The organism is Inmirania thermothiophila (assembly GCF_003751635.1).
GTDB lineage: Bacteria > Pseudomonadota > Gammaproteobacteria > DSM-100275 > DSM-100275 > Inmirania > Inmirania thermothiophila.
In genome coordinates, this window is record NZ_RJVI01000001.1 from 397,814 (window position 1) to 413,613 (window position 15,800).

The 15,800-nt window shown below is 74.2% G+C and carries 18 protein-coding genes; 6 read left to right on the top strand and 12 right to left on the bottom strand.

All coding sequences use genetic code 11. The annotated features are described in order from the left end of the window. The first annotated feature begins 11 nt into the window (after positions 1-11). Both argB and slmA read left to right on the top strand, forming a co-directional pair. Positions 12-914 carry an acetylglutamate kinase gene (gene argB / locus EDC57_RS01875; RefSeq protein ID WP_123399692.1) on the top strand — a complete coding sequence of 301 codons (903 nt, stop codon included), beginning with the start codon at positions 12-14 and terminating at the stop codon, positions 912-914. Continuing rightward, positions 911-1,516, top strand: coding sequence for a nucleoid occlusion factor SlmA (gene slmA, locus EDC57_RS01880; protein WP_123399694.1), 606 nt, complete (start codon positions 911-913; stop codon positions 1,514-1,516). Before argB ends, slmA begins: the two co-directional genes overlap by 4 nt. A 4-nt stretch (positions 1,517-1,520) precedes the next feature. On the opposite strand, the gene EDC57_RS01885 is transcribed toward slmA, so the two are convergent. Then, positions 1,521-2,162 (bottom strand): DUF4124 domain-containing protein, encoded by a 642-nt coding sequence (locus EDC57_RS01885; protein ID WP_123399696.1) that lies wholly within the window; start codon positions 2,160-2,162, stop codon positions 1,521-1,523. A 12-nt stretch (positions 2,163-2,174) separates the two neighbouring features. Further along, positions 2,175-2,816, bottom strand: a complete 642-nt coding sequence (gene pyrE / locus EDC57_RS01890; protein WP_123399698.1) for an orotate phosphoribosyltransferase — start codon at positions 2,814-2,816, stop codon at positions 2,175-2,177. Between the two features lie 61 nt (positions 2,817-2,877). On the opposite strand from pyrE, the gene EDC57_RS01895 reads away from it, so the two are divergent. Next, a complete protein-coding gene (locus EDC57_RS01895) occupies positions 2,878-3,657 on the top strand; it encodes an exodeoxyribonuclease III (protein ID WP_123399700.1) in 780 nt (259 codons plus the stop codon). After that, positions 3,654-4,373 carry a sulfite exporter TauE/SafE family protein gene (locus EDC57_RS01900; protein ID WP_245995101.1) on the top strand — a complete coding sequence of 240 codons (720 nt, stop codon included), beginning with the start codon at positions 3,654-3,656 and terminating at the stop codon, positions 4,371-4,373. The genes EDC57_RS01895 and EDC57_RS01900 overlap by 4 nt, the downstream gene beginning before the upstream one ends. A 6-nt stretch (positions 4,374-4,379) precedes the next feature. Here EDC57_RS01900 and metW read toward each other — a convergent pair whose 3' ends face one another. From metW to EDC57_RS01930, 6 genes are read right to left on the bottom strand one after another with little or no spacing between them, the layout of a single operon-like run. Then, a complete protein-coding gene (metW, locus tag EDC57_RS01905; protein ID WP_123399702.1) occupies positions 4,380-4,991 on the bottom strand; it encodes a methionine biosynthesis protein MetW in 612 nt (203 codons plus the stop codon). After that, positions 4,988-6,154, bottom strand: a complete 1,167-nt coding sequence (gene metX, locus EDC57_RS01910; RefSeq protein ID WP_123399704.1) for a homoserine O-succinyltransferase MetX — start codon at positions 6,152-6,154, stop codon at positions 4,988-4,990. Before metX ends, metW begins: the two co-directional genes overlap by 4 nt. A gap of 49 nt (positions 6,155-6,203) precedes the next feature. After that, positions 6,204-6,488 (bottom strand): DUF167 family protein, encoded by a 285-nt coding sequence (locus tag EDC57_RS01915; protein ID WP_123399706.1) that lies wholly within the window; start codon positions 6,486-6,488, stop codon positions 6,204-6,206. Further along, on the bottom strand, positions 6,485-7,048 hold the full coding sequence (locus EDC57_RS01920; RefSeq protein ID WP_123399708.1) for a YggT family protein: 564 nt from the start codon (positions 7,046-7,048) through the stop codon (positions 6,485-6,487). The genes EDC57_RS01915 and EDC57_RS01920 overlap by 4 nt, the downstream gene beginning before the upstream one ends. Then, positions 7,045-7,878 (bottom strand): pyrroline-5-carboxylate reductase, encoded by an 834-nt coding sequence (proC, locus tag EDC57_RS01925; protein ID WP_123399710.1) that lies wholly within the window; start codon positions 7,876-7,878, stop codon positions 7,045-7,047. Before proC ends, EDC57_RS01920 begins: the two co-directional genes overlap by 4 nt. A gap of 50 nt (positions 7,879-7,928) precedes the next feature. Continuing rightward, entirely contained in the window at positions 7,929-8,639 is a 711-nt protein-coding gene (locus tag EDC57_RS01930) for a YggS family pyridoxal phosphate-dependent enzyme (RefSeq protein ID WP_123399712.1), read from the bottom strand. A gap of 22 nt (positions 8,640-8,661) precedes the next feature. Here EDC57_RS01930 and EDC57_RS01935 point away from each other — a divergent pair, with 22 nt between their 5' ends. Next, positions 8,662-9,699 carry a type IV pilus twitching motility protein PilT gene (locus EDC57_RS01935; protein ID WP_123399715.1) on the top strand — a complete coding sequence of 346 codons (1,038 nt, stop codon included), beginning with the start codon at positions 8,662-8,664 and terminating at the stop codon, positions 9,697-9,699. Positions 9,700-9,709: 10 nt separating this feature from the next. Beyond that, positions 9,710-10,834 (top strand): PilT/PilU family type 4a pilus ATPase, encoded by a 1,125-nt coding sequence (locus EDC57_RS01940; protein ID WP_123399717.1) that lies wholly within the window; start codon positions 9,710-9,712, stop codon positions 10,832-10,834. On the opposite strand, the gene EDC57_RS01945 is transcribed toward EDC57_RS01940, so the two are convergent. The 4 genes from EDC57_RS01945 to EDC57_RS01960 are packed head-to-tail and all read right to left on the bottom strand — an operon-like array spanning position 10,809 to position 15,794. Then, the gene (locus EDC57_RS01945; RefSeq protein WP_123399719.1) at positions 10,809-11,576 is read right to left on the bottom strand and encodes a pseudouridine synthase; all 768 of its coding nucleotides are present in this window, start codon (positions 11,574-11,576) and stop codon (positions 10,809-10,811) included. The two genes, EDC57_RS01940 and EDC57_RS01945, sit on opposite strands and share 26 nt — an antisense overlap. A gap of 34 nt (positions 11,577-11,610) precedes the next feature. Then, positions 11,611-13,251: an NADH-ubiquinone oxidoreductase-F iron-sulfur binding region domain-containing protein gene (locus EDC57_RS01950; protein ID WP_123399721.1), complete on the bottom strand. Its 1,641-nt coding sequence runs from the start codon at positions 13,249-13,251 to the stop codon at positions 11,611-11,613. Positions 13,252-13,295: 44 nt separating this feature from the next. Next, complete coding sequence (gene hemE / locus EDC57_RS01955; protein ID WP_123399723.1) at positions 13,296-14,360, bottom strand: uroporphyrinogen decarboxylase; 1,065 nt, start codon at positions 14,358-14,360, stop codon at positions 13,296-13,298. A 27-nt stretch (positions 14,361-14,387) separates the two neighbouring features. Continuing rightward, positions 14,388-15,794 carry an FAD-dependent oxidoreductase gene (locus EDC57_RS01960; protein WP_123399725.1) on the bottom strand — a complete coding sequence of 469 codons (1,407 nt, stop codon included), beginning with the start codon at positions 15,792-15,794 and terminating at the stop codon, positions 14,388-14,390. Positions 15,795-15,800 lie beyond the last annotated feature (6 nt).

Genomic DNA, 15,800 nt, shown 5'->3' on the forward strand with positions numbered 1-15,800 from the left:
GGAGGCAGGAGATGACCATCGACCAGCAGTCTGCGACGCGCATCGCCCGCGTGCTCGCCGAGGCGCTGCCCTACATCCGGCGCTTCCGCGGCCGCACGGTGGTGATCAAGTACGGCGGCAACGCCATGGTGGACGCGCGCCTCAAGAGCGGCTTCGCGCGCGACGTGGTGCTCATGAAGCTGGTGGGCATCCACCCCGTGGTGGTCCACGGCGGCGGGCCGCAGATCGGGCGGCTGCTCGAGCGCATCGGCAAGGAGAGCCGCTTCGTCGACGGCATGCGCGTCACCGACGCCGAGACCATGGACGTGGTGGAGATGGTGCTCGGCGGGCTGGTCAACAAGGAGATCGTGCAGCTCATCGCGAGCCACGGCGGCCGCGCCGTGGGGCTCACGGGCAAGGACGGGGGCCTGATCCGCGCGCGCAAGCTGCACATCCGTCGCAAGGGGCCGGAGCTGGAGCAGCCCGAGATCATCGACCTCGGCCACGTCGGCGAGGTGGAGGCGGTGGACACCGGGGTGGTGGACATGCTGGTGGCGGGGGACTTCATCCCCGTCATCGCCCCCATCGGGGTCGGCGAGGACGGGCGCTCCTACAACATCAACGCCGATCTCGTCGCCGGGCGCGTGGCCGAGGTGCTGCAGGCGGAGAAGCTGATCCTGCTCACCAACACCGCCGGCGTCCTGGATCGCGAGGGACGGGTGCTGACCGGGCTGGGGCCCGAGGAGGTGGACGCCCTCATCGCCGACGGCACCATCCACGGCGGCATGCTGCCCAAGGTGCGCTGCGCCCTGGAGGCGGTGCGCGCGGGCGTGCGCGCCGCCCACATCATCGACGGGCGGGTCGAGCACGCGGTGCTGCTCGAGCTCTTCACGGACGAGGGCGTGGGCACCCTGATCCGCGGGGAGGGGCCTTGAGCGCGGCGCGCCCGGCCGGCGGCCGCCGCCAGGCGATCCTCGAGGCGCTGGCGCGCGAGCTCGAGCGCGGCCCCGGCGAGCGCATCACCACGGCGCGGCTGGCGCGGGCGGTGGGCGTCTCCGAGGCCGCCCTCTACCGCCACTTCGCCTCCAAGGCGCAGATGTTCGACGCCCTCATGGACTTCGCCGAGGAGGGCGTCTTCGCCCGCATCAACCAGATCCTCGACGGCCACCGCTCGGCGAGCCTGCGCTGCGAGCGCATCGTGTGGCTGGTGCTGGGGTTCGGCGAGCGCAACCCGGGCATCGCGCGGCTGCTCGTGGGCGAGGCCCTGGCGGGCGAGCGCGAGCGGCTGCGGGCGCGGGCGAGCCGGCTCTTCGAGCGGCTGGAGGTGCAGCTGCGGCAGGTCCTGCGCGAGGGCCACATGCGGGGCGAGCTGCTGGATCCGGCGCCGGCGGCGGCGGGGGTGCTCGCGGCCTACGTCGCCGGGCGGCTGCAGCGCTTCGTCCAGAGCGGCTTCACGGAGCGGCCGCTGGCGCGCTGGGAGGCGGAGGGGCCGCGGCTGCTGGCGGTGCTGCCGCTGGCGGGACCGGGCGCGCCGTGAGGCCTCAGGGGCGGCGCGGCGCCGCCCGATCTCCCGCGCCGTCGCGCTCCGCGGCGAGCTCGCGGAAGCGGGCCATCTCGGCCTCGAAGCGCGCGCGCAGCCGCGCCTGCTCCTCGCGCTTGGCGCGGATGAAGGCCTCGTGCTCGGCGATCTGGCGGCGGGTGGCGCCGATCTCGCGCCGCAGCGGCTCCGGTACCGCCTCGCCGCCGCGCTCGTGCGCCGCCGCCTGGCGCAGCAGGCGGTCGAGCTGGGCGCGGAGGTTGTCGGCGGTGCCGGCGGCGACCTGGATCAGCCCCTCGAGGGCGTTCAGGGCCTCGTCGCGGGCGCGCGCGATGTCGGCGAGGCTCGAGTAGGTGGCGAGGAGCCGGCGGTCGCGCTCGGCCTGCTCGCGCGCCCGCCGCTCGGCCTCCTCGCGGCGGCGCCGCTCGGCCTCGGCGGCGGCGAGCTCCTCCGGCGTCGGGGCGCGCTCGATGCGGCGGACGGTCAGCCCCCGCTCGTCGAGCTCCTCGCGCCCGCGGGGCGCGGCCTGGGGCGGCACGGTGTCGCTGTAGTGGACGACGCCGTTCTCGTCCACCCATTTGTAGAGCTTCGCCGCCCATGCCGGCAGGGCGGTGAGCAGCAGGAGCGCGGCGACGAGGTGCCGCATCGCGCCCTCCCCTCAGTCCGCGCCGTAGCGGGCGCGGTAGGCGCGGATCGCCGCCACCTCCGCCTCCCGCCCCTCGGCGGCGAGCCAGGCCTCGAGGTGGTCGAGGCGGACGATGCTGATGACCGGGATCCCCAGGCCCTCCTCCACCTCGGCCACCGCCGAGCGGGGCCCGACGCCGCGCTCCTGGCGGTCGAGGGCGATGAGCACGCCCGCGGGCTCGGCGCCGAGGCCGCGGATGATGGCCACCGACTCGCGCACCGAGGTGCCGGCGGAGATGACGTCGTCGACGATGAGGACGCGGCCGCGGATGGGGGCGCCCACCACCACGCCCCCCTCGCCGTGGTGCTTGGCCTCCTTGCGGTTGAATGCGAAGGGGAGGTCGCGGCCGTGCTCGCGGGCGAGGGCGATGGCGGTGGCGGCGACGAGGGGGATGCCCTTGTAGGCGGGGCCGAAGAGCATGTCGCAGGCGACGCCGGAGGCGGTCAGGGCGGCGGCGTAGAAGCCGCCGAGCCGCGCGAGCCGCCCGCCGCTGTCGAACAGCCCGGCGTTGAAGAAGTAGGGCGAGACGCGGCCGGACTTGAGGGTGAACTCGCCGAAGCGGAGGACGCCGCACTCCACGGCGAAGCGGATGAATGCCTCCTGGTAGTCGCGCATCGTGCCCTGCTCGTCCGGGTCGACCTGTATCATACACGCTGGCCCGGGTGCGGGGGCGGCGGTGCGCGTCATCACCCTCAACGTCAACGGCATCCGCGCGGCGGTGGGCAAGGGGCTCTACGCGTGGCTCCCGAGCCAGGACGCCGACGTCATCTGCCTGCAGGAGACCAAGGCCCAGCTCGGGGCGCTGCCGGCGCGCTATCGTACCCTGCCGGGCTATGCGCTGTACGGGTGCGACGCCGAGCGCAAGGGCTACAGCGGGGTGGCGATCTTCACCCGCCTGCCCCCGCGCGAGGTGCGCTGCGGCATCGGCTGGGAGGAGGCGGACCGCGAGGGGCGCTATCTGCAGATCGACCTCGGTCCGGTGCGGGTGGCGTCGGTCTACGTCCCCTCGGGCTCGGCCGGTCCCGAGCGGCAGGAGGCCAAGTACCGCTTCCTGGACGCCTTCCTCGCCTTCCTGCGCCGGCTGCGCGGCGACGGCCACGAGTACATCCTCTGCGGCGACTGGAACATCGCCCACCGCCCCATCGACCTCGCCAACTGGCGCGGCAACCAGCGCAACTCGGGCTTCCTGCCCGAGGAGCGGGTTTGGCTCGACCGGGTCTTCGACGAGCTCGGCTTCGTCGACGCCTTCCGCGTCGTCAACCGCGAGCCGGGCCAGTACACCTGGTGGTCGAACCGCGGGCGGGCGTGGGAGAAGAACGTGGGGTGGCGCATCGACTACCAGATCGTGACGCCGGGCCTGCGCGGGCGCGTGCGCGCCGCCGCCATCTACCGCGAGCAGCGCTTCTCCGACCACGCCCCTCTGATCATGGACTACGACCTGGAGGTGCCGGGGTGAGCCTGCTCGGCGAGGGTGCAGGGCCGGCCGCGGCCGTGCTCCTGGGGCTCCTCGGCGCCGGCCACTGCGTCGGCATGTGCGGCGGCATCGCCGCCGCGCTGGCCCTCGGCGCCGCCCCCGGGCGGGGCCCCGCCTGGGTGCTTCAGCTCGGCTACGGGCTCGGCCGGGTGGCGAGCTACGCCGCCGCGGGGGCGGTGGCCGGAGGGCTCGGCGCGACCGCGGCCGAGGCGGTGACCCTGGATGCGGCGCGGCGCCTGCTCCAGGGGGTGGGCGCGCTCTTCCTCCTCGGGCTGGGGCTCCACCTCGGGGGCTGGTGGGCGGGGCTCGGCCGTCTCGAGGCCCTCGGTGCGGTGCTGTGGCGGCGGCTGGAGCCCGCCGCGCGCAGGCTGCTGCCGGTGCGCACGCCGATGCAGGCGGTGGCCTGCGGGATGGTCTGGGGGTGGATCCCGTGCGGTCTCGTCTACACCGCCCTCGCCGGGGCGCTGGCCGCCGGGGGCGCGGCCGGCGGTGCGGTGTGGATGGCGGCCTTCGGCCTCGGGACCCTGCCGGCGACGCTGGCGGCGGGGCTCGCCGGGCGCGGGGTCGCGGCGTTCCTGGCGCGGCCCGCGGTGCGCACGGCGGCGGCGCTGGCGGTGATGGGGCTCGGGCTTGCCGGGCTCGCCGCGGCCGCGGGCTGGCTCCCGGGCCCCGGTCACGCCGGTCACGGCGGCGGCTGAGGGCGCTCAGCCGCCCCCGTCGCGGCGCACGCGGTAGAGGGCGATCTCGCCGAGGAGGTTGGGCAGCAGGCGCATCCAGGGGCGCTCGCGGTGGCGTGTGTCCACCATCGCCCGCTGCAGGATGGCCCAGCCGCGCTCGCGGCACAGGGCCTCGAAGTCGCGCACGGTGCAGAGGTGGATGTTGGCGGTCTCGTACCACTGCGCCGGCAGCGCCCCGGTGACCGGCATGCGCCCGCGCAGGGCGAGCTGGGCCCGCACCCGCCAGTGGCCGAAGTTGGGGAAGGTGACGATGCCCTGGCGGCCGACCCGCATCATCTCCGCCAGCAGGCGGTGGGGGTAGCGCACCGCCTGCAGGGTCTGGGTCATGACCACGTAGTCGAAGGCGTCGTCGTCGAAGTCGGCGAGCCCCGCGTCGAGGTCGCGCTGGATGACGTTGACCCCGCGCTCGATGCAGCGGGCGACGCTCTCGTCGTCGATCTCGATGCCGTAGCCGCTCACCCCGCGCGTGCGGCCCAGGTGCTCGAGCAGGGTGCCGTCGCCGCAGCCGAGATCGAGCACCCGGCTGCCGGGCTCGATCCACTCGCTGATGGTGGCCAGGTCCGGCCGCAGCGCGGTCACGCCCCCACCTCCTCGGCCACCCGCGCCAGGTAGCCGCGCAGGATGCGGTGGTAGTGCGGGATGGGCATGAGGAAGGCGTCGTGGCCGTGGTGGGCCTCGATCTCGGCGTAGCTCACCTCGCGCCCGGCGTCGAGCAGGGCCTTGACGATCTCGCGCGAGCGCGCCGGGGCGAAGCGCCAGTCCGAGGTGAAGGAGAGCACGAGGAAGCGGGCGCGGGCGCGGCGCAGGGCCTCGGCGAGGTCGTCGCCGTGGTCGGCGGCGGGGTCGAAGTAGTCCAGGGCCTTGGTCATGAGCAGGTAGGTGTTGGCGTCGAAGCGCTCGACGAAGCGCGCCCCCTGGTAGCGCAGGTAGCTCTCCACCTGGAACTCGACGTCGAAGCCGTAGCCGATGCGGCCCGCGCGCAGCTCGCGCCCGAACTTCGCGCGCATGACGTCGTCGGAGAGGTAGGTGATGTGGCCCAGCATGCGCGCCAGCGCGAGCCCCCGCCGCGGCACCACGCCGTGCTCGTAGAAGCGGCCGCCGTGGAAGTCGGGGTCGGCGAAGATGGCCTGGCGCGCCACCTCGTTGAAGGCGATGTTCTGGGCCGAGAGCTTGGGGGCGGCGGCGATGACCACGGCGTGGCGCACCCGCTGCGGCTGGTCGATGGCCCACTGCAGCGCCTGCATGCCGCCGAGGCTGCCCCCCACCACCGCGGCCCAGCGCTCGATCCCCAGGCGGTCGGCGAGCCGTGCCTGGCTCGCCACCCAGTCCGGCACGGTGACGATGGGGAAGTCCGGCCCGTAGGGACGGCCGGTCTCGGGATTCGTGCTGGCGGGGCCGGTGGAGCCCGCGCAGCCGCCCAGGTTGTTGAGGCTGACCACGAAGAAGCGCCGGGTGTCGATGGGCTTGCCCGGACCGATGCAGTTGTCCCACCAGCCGGGCTTGCGGTCCTCGGGGCCGTGGTAGCCGGCGGCGTGGTGATCGCCGGAGAGGGCGTGGCAGACGAGGACGGCGTTGGTGCGCGCGGCGTTGAGCTCGCCGTAGGTCTCGTAGACGAGCTCGTAGGGGCCGATGCTGCGGCCGCAGCGAAGCGGCAGCGGCTCCTCGAAGCGCATCCGCTGCGGCGTGACGATGCCGACCGATCCGGCCGACGGCTGGCTGTGCTTCCCGGCTGCAGGGTCCATGGGAACCGGCAAGTCTAGAGGCGGGATCGGCCGGCGCGCAACCGCGCCCTCACGGGCGCGCCCACGCCGGGAGACGGCGCGGCGCGACGATGCGCACACGTTTGTCCCGCGCGCCGGCCCCGGCGAGGATCTCCACCTGGCGGCGCGGCACGCCGAAGGCCTCGGCCAGGAGCTCGGCGAGGGCGGCGTTGGCCCGTCCGTCCGCGGGCGGTGCGCTCACCCGCACCCGCAGCCGCTCCCCCTCCGGGCCCACCACGGCGGTGCGGCTCGCCCGCGGCTGCACCCGCACCGCCAGCACGAGGTCGTCGCCTTCCCGGCGCAGCCAGGCGCTCATCCGGCGAGCGCGAGCAGCGGCGGCAGGATCAGCCGCTTGGCCAGCTCCAGGGCGATCATCGCCACCAGGGGCGAGAAGTCGATCCCCCCCGCCACCGGCACGAAGCGCCGGATCGGCCTGAGGACCGGTTCGGTGAGGCTGTGCAGGAGCGAGGTCAGGGGGTTGTGCAGCCCCGGGTTGACCCAGGAGAGGACCGCCTGGATGAGGATGGCGAAGAAGAAGACGTTGATGGCGAGCCGCACGAGCTCGGCGAGGCTCACCGCGAGCAGGGCGCCCACCGGGAGCGGCCCGCCGCGCAGGAGGACGATGAGGGCGAGGGCGGCGAACTGCACCGCCAGCATCAGCACCAGCGCGGCGAGGTCGATGCCGCCGAGCGGAGGGACGATGCGGCGCAGCGGGCGCAGCGGCGGGCTGGTGATCCGCACCAGGAACTGGCTCAGGGGGTTGTAGAAGTCGGCCCGCACCCAGGCGAGGAGGAAGCGCAGCATGAGGGCGAGGACGTAGAGCCCGGCCACGGTCTGGATGAGGAACTCCAGCGGCGAGGCCAGATACGGGTTCACCGCCCCTCCCCCCCGAGGATGCGGCCGAGCTCCTCGGCGCGGTCGCGGGCCGCGGTGACGGCGCGGGCGACGATCTCGCCGAGGCCGGCCTCGGCGAAGACGCGAAGCGCCGCCTCCGTGGTGCCGCCCGGCGAGGTCACCCGCGCTCGCAGCACCGCGGGGTCCTCGCCGCTGGCGAGCGCCATCTTGGCCGCGCCGTAGGCGGTCTCGAGGGTGAGGAGGCGGGCCTGCTCCGGCGTCAGCCCCAGCCGCACCCCCGCCGCCTCCAGGCACTCCATGAGGAGGAAGAAGTAGGCCGGACCGCTGCCCGAGAGGGCGGTGACCGCATCCAGCAGCGCCTCCTCCTCGACCCACAGGGTGACCCCCACGGCGCGCAACACGGACTCGGCGACCTCGCGCTGGGCCGCGCTCACCAGGGGGTTGGCGTAGAGGGCGGTGGCCCCGCTCTGCACCAGCGCCGGGGTGTTGGGCATGGTGCGCACCACCGGCACCTCGCCGCCGAGCCAGCGGCGGATGTCGGGCTCGCGCACGCCGGCGGCGATGGAGATCACCAGCGGGCGGCGGGCCTGCACCACCGGGGCGAGGCCCTCGGCCACCGCGCGCAGCACCTGCGGCTTGACCGCGAGTACCACGACCGCGGCGTCCGCCGCCGCCTCGGTGTTGTCGGCGTGGACGGCGACCCCGTAGTCGGCGGCCAGCGCCGCCCGCTTCTCGGCGCTGGGGTCGGCGACGCGGATGCGCGCCGCCGGGTGGCCGTCGGCGACGAGGCCGCCGACCAGGCTGCGGGCCATGTTGCCGCCGCCGATGAAGGCGAGGACCGGCTGCTCCATGGCGGCGAAGATACTGGAGGGGCGCGCGCGCGACAACCGCGCCGGCGCCGTCAGCGGCGCGGGCGGAGGCCGAAGATGGCGGTGCCGATGCGGACCACGGTGGCGCCCTCGGCCACCGCGGCCTCGAGGTCGTCGCTCATGCCCATGGAGAGGGTGTCGAGGGCGAGGCCCCGGGCGCGCAGCCCCTCCAGGAGCTCGCGCAGGCGGCGGAAGGGGCGCCGCTGGGCCTCGGGGTCGTCGCAAGGGGCGGGGATGGCCATGAGCCCGCGCAGGCGCAGCCGCGGCAGCCTCGCCACCGCCTCGGCGAGCGCCGGCAGCGCCTCGGGGCTGCAGCCGGACTTGGTGGCCTCGCCGCTGACGTTGACCTGGATGCAGACCTCGAGCGGCGGGAGCCCCTGCGGGCGCTGGGCGGAGAGGCGCTCGGCCACCTTGATGCGGTCGACGCCGTGGACCCAGTGGAAGCGGGCGGCGATGGCGCGGGTCTTGTTGGACTGGATGGGGCCGATGAAGTGCCAGACGAGATCGCGCCCGGCCAGGGCGTCGATCTTGCCCGCCGCCTCCTGGACGTAGCTCTCGCCGAAGTCGCGCTGGCCGGCATCGGCGGCCGCCGCCACCGCCTCGGCGGGGTGGGTCTTGCTCACCGCCACGAGCCGGATCGCCGCGGGGTCCCGTCCGGCCGCGGCGGCGGCCGCGGCGATGCGGGCGCGTACCCGTTCAAGGCCCGCTCTGATATGCTCGAAGTCCTGCACGGATCCCGACATCTTCGTCGCCACGGGGGGAGAGATGGACATCGCCGAGCTCTTGGCCTTCAGCGTCAAGAACCGCGCCTCCGACCTGCACCTCTCGGCGGGGCTGCCGCCCATGATCCGGGTCGACGGCGACATCCGCCGCATCAACCTGCCGCCCCTCGACCACAAGACCGTGCACGCCCTCGTGTACGACATTATGAACGACAAGCAGCGCAAGGACTACGAGGAGTTCCTGGAGGCGGACTTCTCCTTCGAGCTGCCGGGGGTGGCGCGCTTCCGCGTCAACGCCTTCAACCATCACCGCGGCGCCGGCGCCGTCTTCCGCACCATCCCCACCAACGTCCTGACCCTGGAGGAGCTCGGCGCCCCGGCCGTGTTCAAGGACATCGCCGACAACCCGCGGGGGCTGGTGCTGGTGACCGGGCCCACGGGCTCGGGCAAGTCCACCACCCTGGCGGCGATGATCGACCACATCAACGAGACCCGCTTCGACCACATCCTCACCATCGAGGACCCGATCGAGTTCGTGCACCAGAGCAAGAAGTGTCTGGTCAACCAGCGCGAGGTGCACCGCGACACCCTCGGCTTCAGCGAGGCGCTGCGGGCGGCGCTGCGCGAGGATCCGGACGTGATCCTGGTGGGCGAGATGCGCGACCTCGAGACCATCCGCCTGGCGCTGACCGCGGCCGAGACGGGGCATCTCGTCTTCGGCACCCTGCACACGGTCTCGGCGGCCAAGACCATCGACCGCATCATCGACGTCTTCCCCGCGGGCGAGAAGGAGATGGTGCGCTCGATGCTCTCGGAGGCGCTGCGGGCGGTGATCTCGCAGACCCTGCTCAAGAAGATCGGCGGCGGGCGCGTGGCCGCCCACGAGATCATGATCGGCACCCCCGCCATCCGCAACCTGATCCGCGAGAACAAGGTGGCGCAGATGTACTCGGCGATCCAGACCGGGGGCGCGGTGGGGATGCAGACCCTGGATCAGAGCCTGCAGGAGCTGGTGCGCAAGGGCGTGGTCAGCGTCCAGGAGGCGCGCGCCAAGGCGCACAACCGCGACCTCTTCCGCTGAGGGAGGCGTCATGGACTTCAACGGCCTGCTGCGGCTGATGGTGCAGAAGAAGGCCTCCGACCTCTTCATCACCACGGGCTTTCCGCCCGCCCTCAAGATCGACGGCAAGCTCCATCCGGTGAGCCGCAACCCCCTCACGCCGGACCAGTCGCGCGAGCTCGTGCTGGGGATCATGAACCAGCGCCAGCGCGCCGAGTTCGAGCGCACCCACGAGTGCAACTTCGCCATCAGCGCCTCGGGCATCGGCCGCTTCCGCGTCAGCGCCTTCGTCCAGCGCAACCAGCCGGGGATGGTGCTGCGTCGCATCGAGACCCGCATCCCCACGGTGGAGGAGCTCAGGCTGCCCCCCATCATCAACGAGCTCGCCATGCTCAAGCGCGGGATCGTGATCTTCGTGGGCGGCACCGGCACCGGAAAGTCCACCTCGCTGGCGGCCATGGTGGGCTATCGCAACCAGCACTCCAGCGGCCACATCATCTCCATCGAGGATCCCATCGAGTACGTCCACCAGCACATCAACTGCATCGTCACCCAGCGCGAGGTGGGCCTCGACACCGAGTCCTTCGAGGTGGCCCTCAAGAACACGCTGCGCCAGGCCCCGGACGTGATCCTCATCGGCGAGATCCGCACCCGCGAGACCATGGAGTACGCCATCGCCTTCGCCGAGACCGGCCACCTGGTGCTCGCCACCCTGCACGCCAACAACGCCAACCAGGCCCTCGAGCGCATCATCAACTTCTTCCCCGAGGACCGGCACAACCAGATCCTGCTCGATCTCTCCCTCAACATGCAGGCCATCATCGCCCAGCAGCTCGTGCCCCGGAAGGACGGCGTCGGGCGGCGCGTGGCGGTGGAGATCCTGCTCAACACGCCGCTGGTCAAGGACCTCATCCGCAAGGGCGAGGTGCACAAGATCAAGGACGTCATGAAGCGCTCCACCCAGCAGGGCATGATCACCTTCGACCAGTACCTCTACCAGCTCTACCGCAACGAGGAGATCAGCGCCGAGGAGGCGCTGCGCCACGCCGACTCGCCCAACGAGGTGCGCCTGATGATCAAGCTCGGCGAGGAGCGCGGGGTCGACGAGTTCGCCGCCGGCCTCGACGGGGTCAGGCTGGTCGATCCGGAGCGCTAGCCCCGCCGGGTTCGCGCAGCACCGCCACGCGGGGGCGGTGTGCGCCCCAGCCGAGCGCGTCGAGCACCGCGGCGAAGTCCTCGGCGAGCGGCGCGGTCAGCTCCAGGGTGCCGCCGGCGGGATGGGCGAGGCGCAGGCCCACGGCGGCCAGCAGCAGCCGGCCGCAGCCGAAGCGGGCGCGGAAGAAGCGGTTGTGGCTGCCCTGGCCGTGGGTGGTGTCGCCGATGATGGGGTGGCCGGCGTGCTTGAGGTGGCGGCGGATCTGGTGGTGCCTGCCGGTGCGGGGGCGCACCTCCAGCAGCGCATACCAGGCCACGGGATAGCGGTCCACCGGCTCCGGGATCTCCACCGTGGCCAGGCGGCGGAAGGCGGTCACCGCATCGCGCAGGGGCGCCCCCGGGTGCGCGTGATCGCGCAGGGGCCGGTCGATGACGCCCGCCTCGGGCGGGTGGCCGCGGACCACCGCGAGATAGCGCTTCGCCACCCGCCCCGCGGCGAACTCGGCGCCGAGATGGCGCGCCGTCGCGGGGTCGAGGGCGAAGAGGAGCAGCCCCGAGGTGGCGCGGTCGAGGCGGTGCACGGGCCAGACGCGTCGGCCGAGGCGCTCGCGCACCAGCTGCAGGGCATGGCGGCGGTCCCGCCGGTGCAGGCGGCTTCGGTGCACGGCGAGGCCGGCCGGCTTGTGCACCGCCACCAGGCAGTCGTCGCGGTAGAGGATCTCGAGCCCGTCCACGGCGCGCATTGTGCCGCCTCCGCCGCCGCGGGGCGAGGTCGCCTCAGCCGAGCTCGTGGCGGAAGTGGCGCAGCACCGAGCGCACCGGGTTCGGCGCGGCCTGGCCCAGGCCGCAGATGGAGGCCTCGGCCATGAGCTCGCAGAGGGCCTCCAGGGTCTCCACCGCCCAGCGCCCCTCGGCCATGAGCTCGGCGGCGCGTGCGGTGCCGGCGCGGCAGGGGGTGCACTGGCCGCAGGACTCGGCGGCGAGGAAGCGCATCACCGCGAGCGCCGCGTCGCGGGCGCGGTCGCCCTCGGCGAGCACCGTGAGGGCGCCGGTGCCCGGGGAGGCGCCCAGCGGGGCGAGCGTCTCGGGCAGGAGCGGCAGGTGGGCGGCATCCGCGGGCAGGATCCCCGAGGCCGCGCCCCCCGGGAAGAACGCATAGAGGGGGCGGTCGTCGGCCATGCCGCCGGCGTGCTCCTCGATCAGCTCGCGGGCGCTCACCCCCACGGGGGCGACGTAGACACCGGGGCGGCGGACCCGTCCGCTCACCGAGTAGGCGCGCAGCCCGCGGCCGCCGTTGCGGCCGCAGGCGGCGAAGCGGGCGCCGCCGCGGTCGAGGATCTCGGGCACCCAGTAGAGGGTCTCGCCGTTCTGGACCAGGGTCGGGCGGCCGTGGAGGCCGCGCTCGGCGACGTAGGGCGGGCGCAGCCGCGGCCAGCCCCGGCGGCCCTCGATGGACTCGAGCATCGCCGATTCCTCGCCGCAGATGTAGGCGCCGGCGCCGCGGCGAAGCGCGAGCTCGGGCAGGGGGGCGGGCGGGTCGGCGGCCAGCGCGGCGAGCTCGCGCGCAAGCACCGCGCGCGCCCCCGCATACTCGTCGCGCAGGTAGAGCACCACCCGCTCCGCGCCCACCACCCGCGCCGCCACCAGCGCCCCCTCCAGCATCCGATGGGGGGCCGTCTCCAGGAACCAGCGGTCCTTGAAGGTGCCGGGCTCACCCTCGTCGAGGTTCACCACCACCGCCTTGGGGGCGGGCTGCGCGCGCACGATCCGCCACTTGCGCGCGGTGGGGAAGCTGGCGCCGCCGAGGCCCCGCAGGCCCGCCGCCTCCAGCTCGGCGAGGACCCGCTCGGGGTCGAGCCTGCCGTCGGCGAGGGCGGCGAGGTGGCGATAGCCGCCGCGGGCCCGGTAGGCGGCGAGGCCCTCGGCCGCGGGGACGGGGGCCTCGGTGTCGCTGCCGAGGGCGGCGGCGGTGACCGCGGCGGCGTCGGCCGGGGCCAGCGGGCGCCGGCCGACGAGCACCGCCGGGGCGCCGTCGCAGCGCCCGATGCACGATGCGGCGACGACCCGCGCCCGCGTCGCCGGCAGCCCGGCGCGCAGGCGGGCGAGCAGCGCCTCGGCGCCGCCGAGCCGGCAGGCGGGCGAGGTGCAGACGCGCACCGTCACCGGCGGCGGCGGGGCCTCGCCCTCGCGCACGAGGTCGAAGTGGTGGTAGAAGCTTGCGGTCTCGTGGACCTCGGCGGGGGCGATCCCGAGGTGCTCGGCGAGGGCCGAGAGCAGCCGTGCGGGCAGGTGGCCGCAGGCGTCCTGGATCCGGTGCAGGTGCTCGAGGAGGAGGTCGGGGCGCACCGCGAGGCCCGCGCCGAGCCGGCGCACGGTCTCGAGATCGCCCGCCTCGTGCCGCGGGACCTGCTTGCGCATCGCCGCCCCCGGGGTCGTGGCCCGGGGGCAAGGATAGCAGGGTCTCAGGCGGCGCCGTGGTAGGCGGGGCTCAGCTCGCGCACGGCCTCCACCAGCGCCGCCACGTGCTCGGGATCGACGTCCTTGTGGATGCCGTGGCCGAGGTTGAAGACGTGCCCCGGGCCGTGGCCGTAGGAGGCGAGCACGCGCGCCGCCTCCTCGCGGATGCGCGCGGGCGAGGCGAAGAGGGCGCAGGGGTCGAGGTTGCCCTGCAGGGCGACGCGGTCGCCGACGCGGGCGCGGGCCTCGCCGATGTCCACGGTCCAGTCCAGGCCGAGGGCGTCGCAGCCGGTCTCGGCCATGGCCTCGAGCCAGGCGCCGCCGCCCTTGGTGAAGAGGATCACGGGCACGCGCCGGCCCTCGTGCTCGCGCGGCAGGGCGGCGACGATGCGGGCCATGTAGTCGAGGGAGAAGCTGCGGTAGGCGCGCGGGGTGAGCAGCCCGCCCCAGGTGTCGAAGATCATCACCGCCTGCGCGCCGGCGGCGATCTGGGCCTGCAGGTAGGCGGTGACGGCCTCGGCGAGCAGCCCCAGCAGGCGGTGGAGGAGCTCCGGGCGCTCGTAGAGCATCCCGCGCACGCAGCCGAGCTCCTTGCTGGCGCCGCCCTCCACCATGTAGGTGGCCAGCGTCCAGGGGCTGCCGGAGAACCCGATGAGCGGCACCCGCCCGGCGAGCTCGCGCCGGATCAGCCGCACCGCATCCATGACGTAGCCGAGATCGTCCTCCGGATCCGGCATCCCGAGGGCGTCCACGTCGGCCTCGCTGCGCACGGGCCGGGCGAAGCGCGGGCCCTCGCCCTCGGTGAAGGACAGCCCCAGGCCCATGGCGTCGGGGATGGTGAGGATGTCCGAGAAGAGGATGGCGGCGTCGAGGCCGAAGCGGTCGATGGGCTGGAGGGTGACCTCGCAGGCCAGCTCCGGGGTCTTGCAAAGGGTCATGAAGTCGCCGGCGCGGGCGCGCGTGGCGCGGTACTCGGGCAGGTAGCGCCCGGCCTGGCGCATGATCCAGAGGGGCGTGCGCTCCACGGGCTGGCGCAGCAGGGCCCGCAGGAGGAGGTCGTTCTGCGGCATGGTTCTCTTCCGCTGTGCCCGGGGCGGTCAGACCCCGAGGAACTCCAGGATCCCCTTCGCCGCCTCCCGGCCCTCCCAGATGGCGGTGACCACGAGGTCGGAGCCGCGCACCATGTCGCCGCCGGCGAAGACCTTGGCGCAGGTGGTCTGGTGGGGGAGGCCGCCGTCGACGCGGACGCGGCCGCGCCCGTCGGTCTCGATGCCGTGCTCGGCGAGCCACGCCGGCGGGCTCGGCTGGAAGCCGAAGGCGACCACGACGCGTGTGGCCGGGATCACCTCCTCGCTGCCCGGCACCGGCTCGGGGCGGCGGCGGCCGCGCTCGTCGGGCTCGCCGAGGCGCGTCTCCACCACCTTGACGCCCTCGACCCGTCCGCGCCCGACGATCTCCACCGGCTGGCGGTTGAAGCGGAAGCGCACGCCCTCCTCCTTGGCGTTGGCCACCTCGCGCCGCGAGCCCGGCATGTTGGCCTCGTCGCGGCGGTAGACGCAGGTGACCTCGGCCGCCCCCTGGCGGATCGCGGTGCGGGTGCAGTCCATGGCGGTGTCGCCGCCGCCCAGGACCACGACGCGCTGGCCGCGCATGTCGATGAAGCCCTCGGGCCCCGGCTCCAGGCCCAGCGAGCGGCGCACGTTGGAGACGAGATAGGGCAGCGCCTCGTGGACGCCGGGCAGCTCCTCGCCGGGGAAGCCCCCCTTCATGTAGCGGTAGGTGCCCATGCCGAGGAAGACCGCGTCGAACTCCTCCAGGAGCTGCCCGAAGGGGAGGTCGCGCCCGATCTCGACGCCGAGGCGGAAGGTCACCCCCATCGCCTCGAGGACGGCGCGGCGGCGGCGCACCACCGCCTTCTCGAGCTTGAACTCGGGGATGCCGAAGGTGAGCAGGCCGCCGATCTCGGGGTTGCGGTCGAAGACCACGGGGCGGACGCCGTTGCGCACCAGGACGTCGGCGCAGGCCAGCCCCGCGGGGCCCGCCCCCACCACGGCCACGCGCCGGCCGGTGTCCTTGACCGCCGAGAGGTCGGGCCGCCAGCCCTGGGCGAAGGCGGTGTCGGTGATGTAGCGCTCGATGGCCCCGATGGTGACGGCGCCGAAGCCGTCGGCGAGGGTGCAGGCGCCCTCGCAGAGGCGGTCCTGGGGGCAGACGCGGCCGCAGATCTCGGGCAGCGAGTTGGTCTGGTGGCAGAGCTCGGCGGCGGCGAGGATCTCGCCCTGCTCCACCAGGCGCAGCCAGTTGGGGATCAGGTTGTGGACCGGGCAGCGCCACTCGCAGTAGGGGTTGCCGCAGTCGAGGCAGCGCCCGGCCTGGATCGCCGCGGCCTCGCCGTCGAAGGGCAGGTAGAGCTCGCGGAAGGCGCGCACGCGCTCCTCCACCGGGCGCTTGTCCGGGTCCTTGCGCGGGGTGTGCAGGAACTGGAACGCGTTCTTCTTGCCCATGGCGCC